Source organism: Pseudarthrobacter cremeus (assembly GCF_051857465.1).
GTDB lineage: Bacteria > Actinomycetota > Actinomycetes > Actinomycetales > Micrococcaceae > Arthrobacter.
Genome location: NZ_JBPZHC010000022.1, coordinates 1 through 14574, shown reverse-complemented (window position 1 = coordinate 14574; position 14574 = coordinate 1). Strand labels below are relative to the sequence as shown.

Genomic DNA, 14574 nt, shown 5'->3' with positions numbered 1-14574 from the left:
GGAGCACTTTCAGTGCAAACAGAATCAAATCTCCGACTACCAGATCCAAGGGATGTCGTTATAGTCGGCGCAGCCCGTACTGCGCAGGGACGACTGCTGGGCCAGCTGGCATCACTTTCCGCCGTCGAGCTGGGTGGAGCGGCCATCTCCGACGCCCTTGCACGAGCGGGCGTCCCGGCAGATGCCGTCGATGCCGTCATCATGGGCCAAGTTCTCCAGTCAGGCACTGGACAAAACCCGGCCAGGCAGAGCGCGGTGGCCGCGGGAATTCCACTGAGCGCTCCCGCCGTGACAGTGAACAAAGTGTGCCTCTCGGGACTGTCGGCCATAATCGAGGCCGCCCGCATGCTGCGACTTGGCGACGCAGCCGTCGTCGTGGCCGGCGGCCAGGAATCGATGAGCCAGGCCCCCCGCCTTGTCGCAGGCACCCGGACCGGGAATGCGTACGGAGCGCTCACTCTGATGGACGCAGCCGCCCAGGACGGACTAACGGATGCCTTCGACCACGAGGCCATGGGCCTGGCTACTGACCGTGCCAACTCGGCGCTAGGCATTTCGCGGGCATCCCAAGATGCCGCCGCCGTCACCTCGCACCTGCGGGCGTCCGCGGCGCAGAACTCTGGAGTGTGGGCCCAGGAAATCGTCCCAGTGAAGGTGCGCACACGAAAGGGCGTCCTCGAAATCAGCGAGGACGAAGGCATCCGCCCCGATGCTTCACAGGAGTCGCTGGCCCGACTACGGTCCTCGTTCTCCCCGGATGGGACGGTGACGGCAGGAAACGCCTCACCTTTGACCGATGGGGCCGCCGCCGTTGTGCTTACCACCCGGGCGACAGCCCATACGCATGGGTGGAATGTCCTTGCAGTTCTGCGGTCACACGGACAAATCGCCGGACCCGACACGTCCTTGCCGGACAAGCCCGCAAAGGCGATCCGCGCAGCCCTCTCGCGCGAAGGCTGGACAGCCGATGACCTCGACCTGATCGAGATCAATGAAGCCTTCGCCTCCGTTACGTTGCATTCCGGAGACCTGCTCGGTGTGTCTGAGGACCGGATAAACATTAACGGCGGCGCCGTCGCCATCGGACACCCAATCGGTGCTTCGGGAGCCCGGCTGGTGGTTACTGCCGTGCACGAACTCATCCGCCGCGAAACGGGTCGGGCCGCCGTTGCACTTTGCGGAGGCGGGGGCCAGGGCGACGCCCTGCTCCTGGAACGCTGATGTTCGAGCAGTGGCACACCGCCACACGTCTCCGCCTAGCAGGAGAGTGGCAGGACCATGTGGGCGACATCGTAGAGATCCGCTCCAACGAGCGCGTTGTTCGCCGGGGCATCGTCGAAGAAGAAATGCCGGACGGTTCAGGCCTATGGTTATCGGCCGATGCCGCTGACCGCCGGGAGTACTTCCACAAAGATCTCGGCTACGAGCTTTGGATCTAGTCCAGGGGAGACAGCCCTTGACCGGCTCAGGAGCAGCGCCCCGTGAAACATCACCTTTGCACACTCCACGGCTTCGCACCTCCAAACCTGGAATCTCATCTGATCCTGCGCCGGCATTGAAGTCCCTCGCTGGCTCTTGCTGCCGCTCGGACAGAGGTGGCCGTCTGCGCCCATTTTTGCGCGCTGGTGGAAACCCAACCTGTAACCCCGTCCCGATGATCGCTCCGGTCACGAGCATGCCTGCACATTACGGGGGCTCGTGGCCGCTGAAGCGCTGGGGGCCGGATTGGGATTCATTTTCACGGACAGCCTGCGGGCCTTTCTGTGGAATCCTCGCAGAAGGAACAGGCGTCTCGAATCACACCTATAGTCGTGGCGTCAGTCGTCTCTTCGTGCTTCCGTGGGTTCTATCGGCTCCATACGCGAAAGGGCGCGGCGGGCCAAGGTGAGACGGGGCCACTCACCCTTTCCTGGCTGCGGGCAAAACGTTCATCCAGCCGGGATCCCACGTCCTGGGGGCAAGCGCGGCTGCTTCCGCTGGCTTACTCAGCCAAAGCCCCACATTCCCGGTTGGCCATCGCCGCTGCGGCGGTGCGGAACCCACGGGCTTGTCGGCACGTACCTTGGACTTGTCATCGTCGCCGCAGCCACTGCTGTCTTCCATGTCGTAGCCGGATGCCCGGCCGGACAGGCCTGGGCCTGGTGAGCGTCACCATTGTCGTCCACTACACGATCGAAACTTGTTATCACGCGCTCCTACGGCCTGACCACGGTCTCATTCCCGCCGCTAAGGCTCTTGGGTACGCAGCGCGTCGCACCGGAGCACCCCCAAGTGCTCGTCGCCGTATGCCGCGTGGAGACAACGGCCGACACAACCGTAGCGATTGGTGTTCTTGACTTCTCGGAGACGATGGCAAATACCTGTGATTCAGCGGCCGCTACTACGTAGATCAAACCCAGCTAGCAGCGACACGACACGGTGTTGAACGCTGGTTCTGCATGCGCGGTCCCGCACGTCTCGTGGAGGCCCGACAGTTCTACTGTCGGCTCTGACTTTTGTGTGACCTTCTGTGCGTCGAGTCGACTGGCCACCGGTTGGAGTGCTCCTGCTGACTTGCTGAGCTTACCCACCCGGACTGCTGGACACCGGCACCCGACGGGGAAGGACCAAGCGACTCTTCAGGGGACTGGAGGCGCCGGGAGCTGTTCTTGCTCTGAACGAGGATCCTGCTTTTCATTACCTTTTCTCTTCTCTAGATTTGTGAATGGAAGGGGCGGCGGCGAGCCTTCGAACATCAGGACTGAGTGCTTTGGGAGTCCGCTTCTATTAACGGTGGCGCGGAGCGAACGAGGGTCCATACAGTCTCGGAGCCATGCAGCGGTGGCATGACTTCTCCTTGCTGGAGGTAACGGATGGGCAGGGTAGCACTCTCGGGTCCCCACCAGCCACTACAAGGCGCGTGGTGCCCTGTTCTTGCGTTGATAGTTGAACTGTTCGAGCGGTTCACCTGAAGCTGCAGCACGGATGCCCCTTTTTTCGGCGTGGTCCTGACAATGAAGGCCTGAGCGTGAATGCGGGGTGGAGAATCAGGCTGTCCCATGATCGTAGGGAAGGCCTTAACGCGAGTCACCGTACACTTCGTCAAGACTTCGGCTTTTGTCTGTACTGATCGCCGAAACAGCCATCTCCGCTTTCCCGGGTCCTTGATAGAGTCCTTCAAGCAGGGTTTGAGATGAACCCGGACACGTTCCATCCAGTCCGGAAGTGACTGCGTTCAAATCTTGGGGGCCTGCACTCCCGCCTGGCCCCGTGGCACTGCCCTCACAGGGCTCAGGAACGACTGTGGTCGTCACTTCAGCGAGGCCCACTTAGATGTCGGATGATTGGACTTCGCGAGCACCAGGCCCGACTCGTTTATGTCCTGCTCAGCGGGCGATACTCATGGAACCAGGAGGCACGGCAACCGTTATGGCAAGCCTGCGCACTGCCCTTGCAGAGGGCGTCAAGGAGTGGACGCCGCGGGTTCAGGCCATGGCCCACGAGATTTATTCCCATCCCGAGGTGGCCTTCGAGGAGGTCCGCTCGTCGGAGGCGGCAGCGGCGCTCTTGGTCGAAGGCGGCTTCATCGTGGAGCGGGGCACCGGTGGTCTTTCGACAGCTTTTACAGCTACCGCCGGAAGCGGTTCCCTGAAGGTGGCGCTGTGCGTGGAATACGACGCGCTTCCAAACATTGGACATGCGTGCGGGCACAACCTTATTGCTGGCGCGTCAGTCGGGGCTGCGCTTGCCCTGAGACCCTATGTGGATGAGCTCGGCATCACACTGAAGGCCATTGGAACCCCTGCCGAGGAAAACGGTGGCGGCAAAGCGCTTCTTCTTGAACGTGGGGCATTTGACGGGATCAGCCTCGCCCTGATGGTTCACCCTGTCCAGGATGGAGTGACCTATAACCCGGCAGGTACCAGCGCCCAGGCGATGGGCAGGTACCGGGCGACGTTCATTGGACGAGCCGCACATGCGGCAGCAGCCCCCCACCTGGGCGTAAACGCTGCAGATGCTGCCGTGCTATGCCAAGTCGCGGTCGGGTTGCTGCGTCAGCAGATACCGGGAGACCACCGAATAGCTCTATTTGTAGCTGAGGCGGGGCACGCCACGAACATCATCCCGGAACGGGCCGTGGTCGAGTTTGAGTGCCGTGCATTCACATTGAGTGAATATGAAGCCCTGCTTGAACGTGTCCGCGGCTGTTTTGAAGGTGCCGCCATGGCCACCGGAACAACACTAATCATCGCGGCCACAGAACCGGCATATGAGCCGTTACTCCAGGACAATGCCCTGGCTGCACACTGGACTGACGCGATGTACACGTTCGGTAAGGACACGTCTACGTCCGCCGGGATGAGCGGAGGGTCAACCGATATGGGCAACGTCTCCCAGGTAATTCCCGCCCTGCATCCCTGGCTGAGCATCCCCGGGGCAAATGTGCCAATCCACTCTCACGAGTTCGCAGTATTTGCCGATTCCCCTGAGGCATACAGCGTGATGTTCGAGGCAGCAACCGCTCTGGCGTGGACGATCGCCGGCGCAGCAACGACCCCAGCCGAAAGAGAACGCTTTCTCAAAGCGGCATACCGCCGCCCAACTCTCACGGCGAAGGTACCCACAGGTAGCAAGACTAATTCGCAGGCAGAGACAAAATAAAGGTGTTCGCGGCCGAACTCCATCGGACTACTTTGTCCGATGGAGTTCGGCCGCACGTGCTAGCGATATGGCCTCAGCTGGCGGGATGCGAAAGGGCAGGATCCAGCTCTTCATCGGATCGGTCGATTGTATCTGTTGAACTGATTAGACGCGGCGGGGAGAGCTTATAGGCGCCGTAATAGACGCCTGCAGCCAAGGCCATGGTGATCAGGGGCGTGAGCTGGGAAACTACGGGCCACGCTGTTTGCTCAGTGAGTGCAATCCCGGTTGCTGAAGCGAATACCCAGGCAATTGCTCCGGGGCTGACCGCTTTGAGATTAGCCGGGCGAATATCGGGGACAAGATTTTGTGTTTTCCTGTTCAGCCCGATGAAAACCAGCGCGATGGCAACCCAGGCTGTTACGAATACGCCTTGCCAGGCCAGGGCTTTGAGTAGGTAGCTCAGAACGTCCGTGAGCATGAGTAAAAAGGCCAGTGCGCCGCAGACGATTACCCATACATAGCGGGGCAGGTTGAGCCTAAATACCCGGCTGGCAAAGGCCGAGAGGTTTTCGGATGCCAGGAAGTAGTTGGCGGTATTGATTCGGGTCTGTGAGATGAGGATGATGAGCAGGCCGGCCAGTCCGAGCGATGAGATAAACGCTTGGACGACGCCGGTTTCAGAGGCTTCAATTCGCCATGCACTCATGATGTAGATGCCAACCAGCCCGTTCAGGCCGAATGTGAATGCGTAGAAGACCCATCCAAATGTCACCCTCCCCAGGAACTTTTCGTCTTGCTTTCGTCCCAGCCGGGCATAGTCAAAGGTGTACATCATCATGATGTAGACGCCCATGTAGATAAGGTACGAAGTGAGCCAGCCCGGCAGGGCTGACGAGACGGCGGCCTGGCCAATCCAGTCTGTGGGTACTCCCCGGATGAGAGTAGCGGCGACGACGACCGCAATCAGACCAGCAACGTAGAGCGGGAGCAGGACACCGTTGAGTTTGTCCAGCCAGTTCTGCACGCCCCCCAGGGCTAGTGGTATGGCATAGAGCACCACGATGCCGTACCAGATGACGATACTTCCACCAAAGTACTCGTGGAACGCGATGGCGATGATGGACCCTTCGAACACTGCGTAGTAGATGGCGGTTGCTGCGAAGATCAGCGATGCCAGTGCCGAACCGACAAGGCCGAAGAGCGTACGGGAGAAGAGGCTGACCGTGAGCCCTGTCCGCGCAGCATAGCGCGAGAGCACTAGGTTGATGGCACCGTAAGTGACAACGGTGAGCGCCATTCCGATCAGTGTGTTCACGACGCCCACTGCTCCTGCTGAAGCCACCGCGACGTAGATCCAGAACATAGCGGAGAATACTGCCCACCAAGCCATCGTGAGCGACCATCTTCCGGCACGCTCCGTGACGGGTAGAACGTAATTTGAGTATGACAATTTTGCACCTTTCAAATCTTTGAAGAAGCCTGGGGGAGGATGGTTGGCCGTAGATCGTTTCGAGAGGAGCCATCCTGGCTCCTCCGCGGTTCAAGCCGGCGTTAGTTCCCTGCCAGATTGAGTTGCTTCCCTCACCGTGGTCACGGATCTGTCGCGATTGCAGGGCAATGAAGATGACGGGTCCGCCGACGCGATCAGCGCCGGCGGACCCGGTGTTGGTCAGAATGTGTTTAGTGCCAGTGGGACGACGAACGCTTTTCCATGCTCTTGCGGAACTCTGAGGTGGTCTCCGGGAACAGTTCTCCGGTGCCCCAGTCCAGGATGACGCCGTGGCGGCGGATCACATCGAGCATGTCCACCTCTCCGGCGCGGTACTTCTCGGCCACTGCGACGGGATCGGCGGTCAGCCACCCTGGCCGGTCGGCACGGATCTGCTGGCGCAGCTCCAGGCTGGCTGCTATATCGATCTCGAACTGGTCCAGGTCACGATCGATCTCGCGGATGATGACGCCGTAGTCCTTCGCTGCGCGTTCGATCGACACGTACTGGTCGATGACGTCTTCGACGACTTCGTCGAAGGGGCGTTCCAGGGGATCGCCGTAGCCGCCACCACCAGCGGACGGGCGGGTAAACGAATCTCCGGAGTGCAGCGGAACGGCTGAGAAGTTGGACCCGAGGAACTTCTCCTGATCGGTGCCCTTGTTCATCCAGACACCGTGTGGGATCGACGGCAGGCCGCCTTCGATGCCCCACGTGATGGAGCGTGCACGGTCGCAGCAGTAGCTCATCACGGTCTTCGTCGCGTCGACGAGGGTGCCGCCCTTTTCGATGCCGAGGCCGCCTCGGAATCGACCGGGGCCACCGGAGTCGGTGCCGATCTGGTGCACGGTGGTCAGGACCGGTGACAGCCGCTCCTGACCTTCGATGGGCTGGACCGCCAGGCCGGGTCCGAAAACCGGGGCAGTGGCGCTGGCGCCGTCCTTGGAGGCTCGGCCTCCCCAGCCGCCGGCCATCCAGTCGTACCACATGAAGTAGGGGTTGTCGTCGGTGCGGCCGTCGCGGCCACCGACCAGGAGGTACTCGAGGTTGAAAGCGCAGGCCATGGCGCGTTCGGGCATAATCCGGGACCACAGCTCGAAGATCCCGTTCATCAGCTTTTCGTAGGGACCGGAGCAGAACCCGGTGACCGCATAGGGCCACCCGGCATTGACCACGGTGCCCTCTGGCCCGATTTCCGCATCGACGGCGGCATAGAAGCCAGAGTTCAGCGGAACGTCCGGGAAGAACGTCTTGGTGCCGGCGTAGATCGCCGAGTGGGTGGTGCCGTAACCGGAGTTAAGGAAGGTTTCCACGGCGGGAGCGGAACCGGTCAGGTCGTAGTGGATGCCCTTGCCGTCCAGCGTTAGTTTGATTTTGATGGGCACCAGGCCCTCGCCCTTGCCCGGGTCGAAGTCGATGTAGTCGGTGGTCTCCCACACTCCTTGCGGCAGGGATTCCAATCGGCGCAGGACGATCCGTTCCACGTAATCCTGGGTTTCCTGCATCGCGGCGACAACCGTCGATTTGGAGTACTTGTCCACCAGTCTGAGGACTTCCCGCTCGCACACGGCGGTCGCTTCGGATTGGGCCTGCAAGTCACCCATCGCCTGTCGGGGCGCGCGGGTGTTGGACACGAGGAGCTGGGCGACGTCGTGCAGGAAGACGCCCTTGCTCCAGATCCGGACAGGGGTGATGCGCAGGCCTTCGCCGAAATGTTCCTTGGCATTGACGTCGAATGAACCTGGAACGTTGCCGCCGATGTCAGCCCAGTGACCCTTGTTCTGGGCGAAGGCGATTACCTCCCCGTCCGAGAAGATCGGCCTGATGAAGCTGACGTCGTTGAAGTGCGTACCGCCGCGGTAGGGGTCGTTGATGGCGAACACATCGCCGGGGTGTATGTCTTTTCCGAATTCTTCAATGACGGCTTTGCACTGGAAGTGCAGGGTACCGACGTGGACGGCGATGTCGCCGCTGCCCTGCATGACGGTGTTTCCGTTGGCATCACAGAGGGCGGAGGAGAAGTCACGGGAGTAGATGACGAAGGAGTAGCAGGTCCTCAGAATCTGCTCGCTCATCAGGTCAACGCTGGTGACGAAGGCGTTTTTCAGCACCTCGAATGTCACGGGGTCAAGGCCTGATGCCTGCCGCGCATCGGTGTGGGCGACATGGAGATCTGGGATGGTGATCACGTCGGTCATGATTAGGCTTCCTGCTCGTCTTTGAACTCTGTGAGGTGAATCCGAATGTTGAGCCACTCGTCGATTTCGGCGGTGGTGCGCGGCGGGACGACTGTTGTTGAGTCGAGCTGGTCGATGATGGCGGGACCCTGGAAGGTCGTGCCTGCCCCGAGCTTGGTGCGGTCGTAGACGGGCGTATCGACCCAGCCGTCCTCACCGAAGTACACGGGCCGTACTGAATCGGGCTCGCCGGGCTCGGAGACCCGTTTCGTCGCCGGCGCGAAGGAGGGCTTGGGCGTCTTGCCGATTGCGGAGAGCTGCAGCTGGTAGATTTCCACGGGCTGGTCATCCTGGCGGAACGCAAATTCGCGTTCGTGCTGCTGGTGGAAGCTCTGGATGGCTTCTTCGAGAGCACCGTCGCCGGTTCCCATGTTCACGGCCAGCGATCGCCATTGTCCCTGGTAGCGCATGGAGATGATCCGTTGCAGGATCGAGTTTTCCGCGGATACGCCTTCGTGGCGGAGCCGTGCGGTGGCTTCCGTTTCGAGGGCCTTGTATTTGCTCTCGAGGTCTTCAGGATCGGCGTGGGCGGCAACCGCCGTATACATTGCAGACAGGTCGTGCCTGATGTCCACCAGGAGGCAGCCCAATGCGGACGTAACACCGGGGTTGGGCGGAACGACGACCGTGGGAATGTTCAGTTCCCTGGCCACCTCGACGCCGTGCAGGGCACCGGCGCCACCGAAGGCGAGCAGGGCGAAGTCGCGGGGGTCGTAGCCGCGGCGGATGGAGATCAGGCGGACGGCGTCGGCCATGTTGGCGTTCGCGACTTGGAGGATGGCGTGGGCAGCCTCGGCTTCGCTCATGTCCAGCGGTTCAGCGATGGCACGCTTGATCACGGCCTGCGAGAGCCCGCGGTCCAGCGTCTTCGCTCCACCGGCCAGTGTGGATCCAAGCCTGTTCAATACCACGTTGGCGTCGCAGTTGGTCGGCTCTTCGCCGCCCATGTTGTAGCAGGCCGGCCCCGGATCGGCGCCCGCGGACTGCGGGCCGTTCCTCAGGGAACCGGCAATGTCAATGTGCGCAATCGAGCCGCCGCCGGCGCCGATGGTGAGAACCTCGATGCTGGGGAAAACGATGGGGTGGCCGTATTCAACCTGCCATTCCTTGGTGATGCGGAGTTCACCGTCGGAGACCAGAGCAATGTCGGTAGACGTGCCGCCCATGTCCAGGCTCACGGCGTTGTCGAAGCCACACTGCTGGGCAATGTGCTTGGCTGCGATCGCGCCGGCGGCGATGCCGGACGCTGCGAGGCGCACGGGGTAGCGCTTGACCATGCGGGGGGTCATGGAACCGCCGCCGGAGTGCAGGAGCAGCAGGTCGCCGTCGTAACCGCCGGTTTTGAGCTCGTCGGCGAGGCGGCTGACGTAGCCGGACACCAGTGGTCCCAGCACGGCGTTGGAAACGGCGGTGTTGAAGCGGTCGTGCTCGAAGATTTCGGGCAGGATCTCGGCCGAGGTGGAGACCGTGGCTTCCGGAAGTTCCTCTTCCAGGATTTTCCGCATCCGGATTTCGTGCTCGGCGTTGGCGTAGGAGTTGATGAAGCAGACGGCAATGGTTGTGACACCGCGCTTACGCAGGACCGCGGCGAGACGGCGGGCTTCTTCTTCGTCCAGGGGAGCAACGATGTTTCCGGCGTAGTCAATACGTTCGGTCACCTCGAACCTGTCGCGGCGGCGGATGTAAGGGCCGGTCACATCGTTGTAGGCGTCCCACAGGTCGTCTTTGGTGCCGTCCCGGATCTCGATGACGTCCCTGAATCCCTTGGTCGTGACCATGGCTGCGGGGGGAAAGTTGCGGGTAATCAGGGCGTTTGTTGCTACCGTGGTGCCGTGTGAGAACAGCGACACGTCAGCCAGATTAATCTCGGCGCGTTCCACGCCGTTCAATATCGCCAGCATGGGGTCAGCTGGTGTCGATGGGACCTTGGTGACACGCATGCGCTGTGTTTCTTCATCGAAAATGCAGACGTCGGTAAATGTTCCCCCGACGTCGACGGCGACTCTGAGATTAGACATCTATGTTCCTCCAGGAAGCTGATTGGGTAGCAACAACCATCCGCTGTGACGTGAATCTCTGTCACTGGCGAAACTAAAATTAAGAGACGGAAATCATTGTGAAAATTACAATCACCCTTCAGCCCGGCGCCCCGTTACGTCGAAGTTAGGAGTCGGGATGCCCGATAAGTCTCCCGTCACCCTTCATGACGTGGTGTCAGAGGCTCCGTTGGGTTTGGCTCCTCTGGTCCCGGGTAGCCCGGACGCTGTCATCACGGGAGCGCACACCAGCGACATCCATAATCCGGCGGGCTGGCTGGAGCCGAACACTGTGCTGCTCACTACCGGGCTGAGGTTTGTGAACGCGGAACGGGATGAACTGCTGGCCGTGAGACTCGTCGAAGATCTGCGGAAGGCCCGCGTAGCGGCCCTGTTTTTCGGGATTGGGGTCTACTTTGACCAGGTCCCTGCGATGCTGGTCGCGGCTTGCAAACAGGCCGGGTTCCCTCTGTACACGGTGGCACACGACGTTCCCTTCCACCGGATCGAGAACTTCATTAACCAGTCCCAGGCCTCTCCTGACGCCTACCTGCAAAAGCGGGCGCTCTGGCTCAGCAATGATCTGCTGCAAAGCATCTCTGCTGAGAACCCCGTCCACGCCCTCATTGTCAGGCTCGCGATGGCATGCCGGGGTACAGCGGTGCTGTACGAAGATTCCGGACGAATCGTCGAATCCTCCGGGGACGGGCCGACCCACTTGATCTGGAAAGAGCTGCGTAAAGGCAATAACAGTTCTGAGATTCTGGTGATAGGACAGTGGGGAGTTATGGCCCGGCCACTGGTGCTTCGAGGGGATGGCTTTGTCATTGCAGTGGCCAGTAGGAATCACCGCGTACTGAAGGATCTCGGAGACCTACTGCTGGAAACGACACAGCGACTTCTTGCGGCAGTGAATGGAATCGCTCAGTTCTCAGATTCAAGACAACGGCACGAAAACACGCAATTGCTGACCCTGCTGCAAGACGGCGTGCCCGTGGCCCGCGAATTCAGGCACTGGGAGCGTATGCGTGCGTTCCGATTTACACCCTACGAGCCCCTCCGGGCCGTGGTCGCCGCGAATCTCGCCCAAGAGCCAATGGACACTTCCTTTTCGGAACAACTCTTGCGCCGCGCCGAAGCCAGCGGTCTGGGACTATTGCTCGCGGAGAATGGGCGAACTCCCGAGAGCCCCCCGGGCTTTCATGCTGTGGTTTCGAACTCATCAGCCTTGGACGCCTGGCTGGAGTTGACGGACAGTTCAGTATTCGTCGGCCTGTCTGAACCTTATTCCGACCTTGCAAGGACCCCCGAGGCATTCCGGGAAGCAGAGGCAGCCGCAGGCATCGCCCGCAGACAAATCCAGGCGGCGACAAGGACCGGCTCCGGGATCTACAAGGGGATCGTCCGGCTGGACGACGTGGATCCAGCCACATGGCTCCTGGCCCGTCGGCAGTCACCACAGGATAAGGACAAGCTAAATCTATTTGTTGAAGCACTACAGGCCGACAGCGAACTGAAGCAGACGGTCATCTGCTACCTGGTGAACGATCTGGACGTAGCGAAGGTCGCTGGCGAGTTGTTCGTTCACCCAAACACCGTCCGATACCGGTTGAAGAAAGTTGAAACTCTGGTCGGCGGGTCCCTCTCGAGCCCACGGATAATTGCCAACCTTTACCTTGCCTTTCACGACGACGTAGTTGCTTTGAGCCAGACCTGGAACGAGCCGGGCAATCCGTAAAACAGCCAACTTGCGCGCGGCTGCCGGGGTGCGGACCCCCGGTGGCGCCCGGCGACCCACCGGGCTTCGGGCGGGACCAGGAGCAGGGCGTTGACCTCGGCGTCCGTGAGGTAGCGGATGTGTGCTTTCGGTGCGTTCTTGGGCCCGAATAGCCAGCACCGGCCTGATTAAGTCCCCATGCGCGGGATGCGGGTACGCCGCGTAGCCGAAGAACGCATGGATGGCCGCGAGCCGGGGGCTCCTGGTCGCGGCACTGTTGCCCCGGCCTGTTTCCAGATAGTTCAGGAAGCCGGTGACCGTAGCACGGAAGCAGCTTTCGCTGGCGTCAGGGGTCACGTCCTTATCTGTTCTCTGGACAGAGTGGAGGCGCGCCCTTGATCGTAAGTTGTACCTTGCGTATAAGAGATACGGTGCTATCAGTGCAGATCATCCATAGACTCGGGAAGCTGCACCGCACACACTGGCATGGAAATGTGATTGGCGTCACCGACGCCCGCCGATTCTAGGAGTCAAGAAATCCATGCAAGAACCCGAACGCGGTATCAGACCGGTATCGCCAGAGACAGCGGCCGAAATCTCTGTAGTGCCCCGCACGGAGCACAAGAAGCTCCGGTCACGCCACGTCACCATGATCACACTCGGCGGCATCATCGGCGCGAGCCTTTTCGTAGGCTCGGGCAACATCGTCCGCGCGGTAGGACCCGCGGCAATCCTGTCATATCTGATCGGCGGGCTGATCGTACTGTTCGCTATGCGGATGCTCGGTGAGATGGCCACTGCACGGCCGACCGTCGGTTCCTTCATGGAATATGCCCGGGTCGGCCTCGGCGAATGGGCCGGGTACTTCGTCGGCTGGCTCTACTGGTACTTCTGGGTCGGCGTCATCGCATTTGAGGCCGTCGTAGGCGGTGCGATTCTCACCGGGTGGTTTCCGGAAGTCCCGCAGTGGCTGTTCTCCGTTCTTCTAATGCTCATTTTCACCACCACAAACTTGGTATCGGTGCGATCCTTCGGCGAAGTCGAATTCTGGCTCGCGAGCATCAAGGTCGTCACGATCATCGTGTTCCTCGGCATTGGCACCCTCTTCGCACTCGGGTTGTGGCCGAACGCCGTCTTCTCTATCCCGAACCTCTGGACGCACGGCGGTTTCGCCCCCAACGGACTGTGGCCGGTCATCAGCGGTGTCGCGATTGTGATCTTCTCCTACTTCGGCACCGAAATCGCCGTCATGGCAGCAGCCGAATCGGAGAACCCGACCAGGGGCATCCGCCAAGCCACCAGGACTGTGGTGTGGCGCATCCTGCTGTTCTTCGTCGGCGGTGTGCTGCTCATCGTGACCATCGTTCCGTGGAACGAACTCCCGAAACCGAAGGTAGAAGCGCCGTTCGCCCATATCTTCGGACTCTTCGGCCTGCCAGGCGCCTCGTTCATCATGAGCGCAGTCATCCTTACCGCAGTATGCTCGGTCCTCAACTCGGGACTGTACTCGGCTGCACGGATGTTCTCCTCCCTCGCTGCCCAGGGCCTCGCTCCCCGCATCGTGGCCAGGAAGTCCAAAGCAGGCGTCCCATTTGTCGCTGTACTCGCGTCCACCGTCGGCGGCTATGCAGCCGTGCTGGTGAACTTCCTCGCTCCGGACTCGGGAATCTTTGACTTCATCATGAACTCGGCCGGTCTTGTTGCTTTGTTCGTATACGCATTCATCGCGGTCACTCAGATGCGGCTCCGCCAGAAAATGACGCCAGAAGAGCGCACAAACCTGAAGCTCAAAATGTGGCTTCACCCATGGCTGGGCCTTCTAACAGTCGCCGCGGTCGCTGGCATCGTCGTGGTGATGCTGTTCACCGACGATGATAGCCGGGCCCAGGTGTGGATGAGTCTCATTTCGGTGGCCGTGCTCGCCGTCTTCTGGCCGCTCATTCGTCGAGGTATCAAGGGCCGCGGCGAGCAGCAGCCCGGCGGTGCCCTCGAACACTCACACCCGGCTGTGCAGGACATCGGCCGAGCCGAAGTGGAGCCCGTCATCCACCAGTGAACGTAGACTCGGCCGCCAGCCTGGAAGCTTTTGGCCCGCCCTCCTGCCGGATTTTCCGGCAGGAGGGCCGCCCCTTAGCGTGGTGGTTGTTCGGGGCCAGTCGGCTGCGGAGGTCTTCTCTTCATGTCCGAGCGAAATCGCGGGCATGACACAACTGCCCAGTGCCAACTGGCGTTTAGGCGGCCTGGTTGGGGCGCCGAAGTGGGGAGGAAGAGGGGTGTGCACATTGTGCACACCTTGGGCTGCGGACCGTGTCGAACTGGTGGCGGGTCGGGCCGGATTGCCGATGTTTCCGGGACTTCCCAGTGATGCTCCTATGGTTGTCAATTCATTTCTTGAGTCGCTTGCTCCTCGAGCCATGTCCGGTAGCTTGTTGCGAGTTCGTCGTTGCGGATGATGCCTCGTTCGACGCGGGA

General features: G+C 61.0%; 8 protein-coding genes. 5 read left to right on the top strand and 3 right to left on the bottom strand.

Going from position 1 to position 14574, the window contains the following annotated elements:
* The first annotated feature begins 12 nt into the window (after window positions 1-12).
* The 3 genes from ACS5PJ_RS21855 to ACS5PJ_RS21845 all read left to right on the top strand — a co-directional run bounded on the left by ACS5PJ_RS21855 (window position 13) and on the right by ACS5PJ_RS21845 (window position 4641).
* Window positions 13-1221, top strand: a complete 1209-nt coding sequence (locus ACS5PJ_RS21855; RefSeq protein ID WP_439436940.1) for an acetyl-CoA C-acetyltransferase — start codon at window positions 13-15, stop codon at window positions 1219-1221.
* 59 nt (window positions 1222-1280) lie between these two features.
* Window positions 1281-1439, top strand: a complete 159-nt coding sequence (locus ACS5PJ_RS21850) for a hypothetical protein (protein ID WP_439436939.1) — start codon at window positions 1281-1283, stop codon at window positions 1437-1439.
* 1942 nt (window positions 1440-3381) lie between these two features.
* On the top strand, window positions 3382-4641 hold the full coding sequence (locus tag ACS5PJ_RS21845) for an amidohydrolase (protein ID WP_439436953.1): 1260 nt from the start codon (window positions 3382-3384) through the stop codon (window positions 4639-4641).
* 73 nt (window positions 4642-4714) lie between these two features.
* On the opposite strand, the gene ACS5PJ_RS21840 is transcribed toward ACS5PJ_RS21845, so the two are convergent.
* From ACS5PJ_RS21840 to ACS5PJ_RS21830, 3 genes are all read right to left on the bottom strand, one after another.
* Window positions 4715-5938 (bottom strand): purine-cytosine permease family protein, encoded by a 1224-nt coding sequence (locus ACS5PJ_RS21840; RefSeq protein ID WP_439436938.1) that lies wholly within the window; start codon window positions 5936-5938, stop codon window positions 4715-4717.
* Window positions 5939-6303: 365 nt separating this feature from the next.
* Window positions 6304-8310, bottom strand: coding sequence for a hydantoinase B/oxoprolinase family protein (locus tag ACS5PJ_RS21835; RefSeq protein WP_439436937.1), 2007 nt, complete (start codon window positions 8308-8310; stop codon window positions 6304-6306).
* 2 nt (window positions 8311-8312) lie between these two features.
* Window positions 8313-10367, bottom strand: a complete 2055-nt coding sequence (locus ACS5PJ_RS21830) for a hydantoinase/oxoprolinase family protein (protein WP_439436936.1) — start codon at window positions 10365-10367, stop codon at window positions 8313-8315.
* A gap of 157 nt (window positions 10368-10524) precedes the next feature.
* Between ACS5PJ_RS21830 and ACS5PJ_RS21825 the strand changes: the two genes are divergently transcribed.
* Together ACS5PJ_RS21825 and ACS5PJ_RS21820 are read left to right on the top strand one after the other, a co-directional pair.
* Window positions 10525-12123 (top strand): helix-turn-helix domain-containing protein, encoded by a 1599-nt coding sequence (locus ACS5PJ_RS21825; RefSeq protein WP_439436935.1) that lies wholly within the window; start codon window positions 10525-10527, stop codon window positions 12121-12123.
* A gap of 520 nt (window positions 12124-12643) precedes the next feature.
* Window positions 12644-14158: an amino acid permease gene (locus tag ACS5PJ_RS21820; protein ID WP_439436934.1), complete on the top strand. Its 1515-nt coding sequence runs from the start codon at window positions 12644-12646 to the stop codon at window positions 14156-14158.
* Window positions 14159-14574 lie beyond the last annotated feature (416 nt).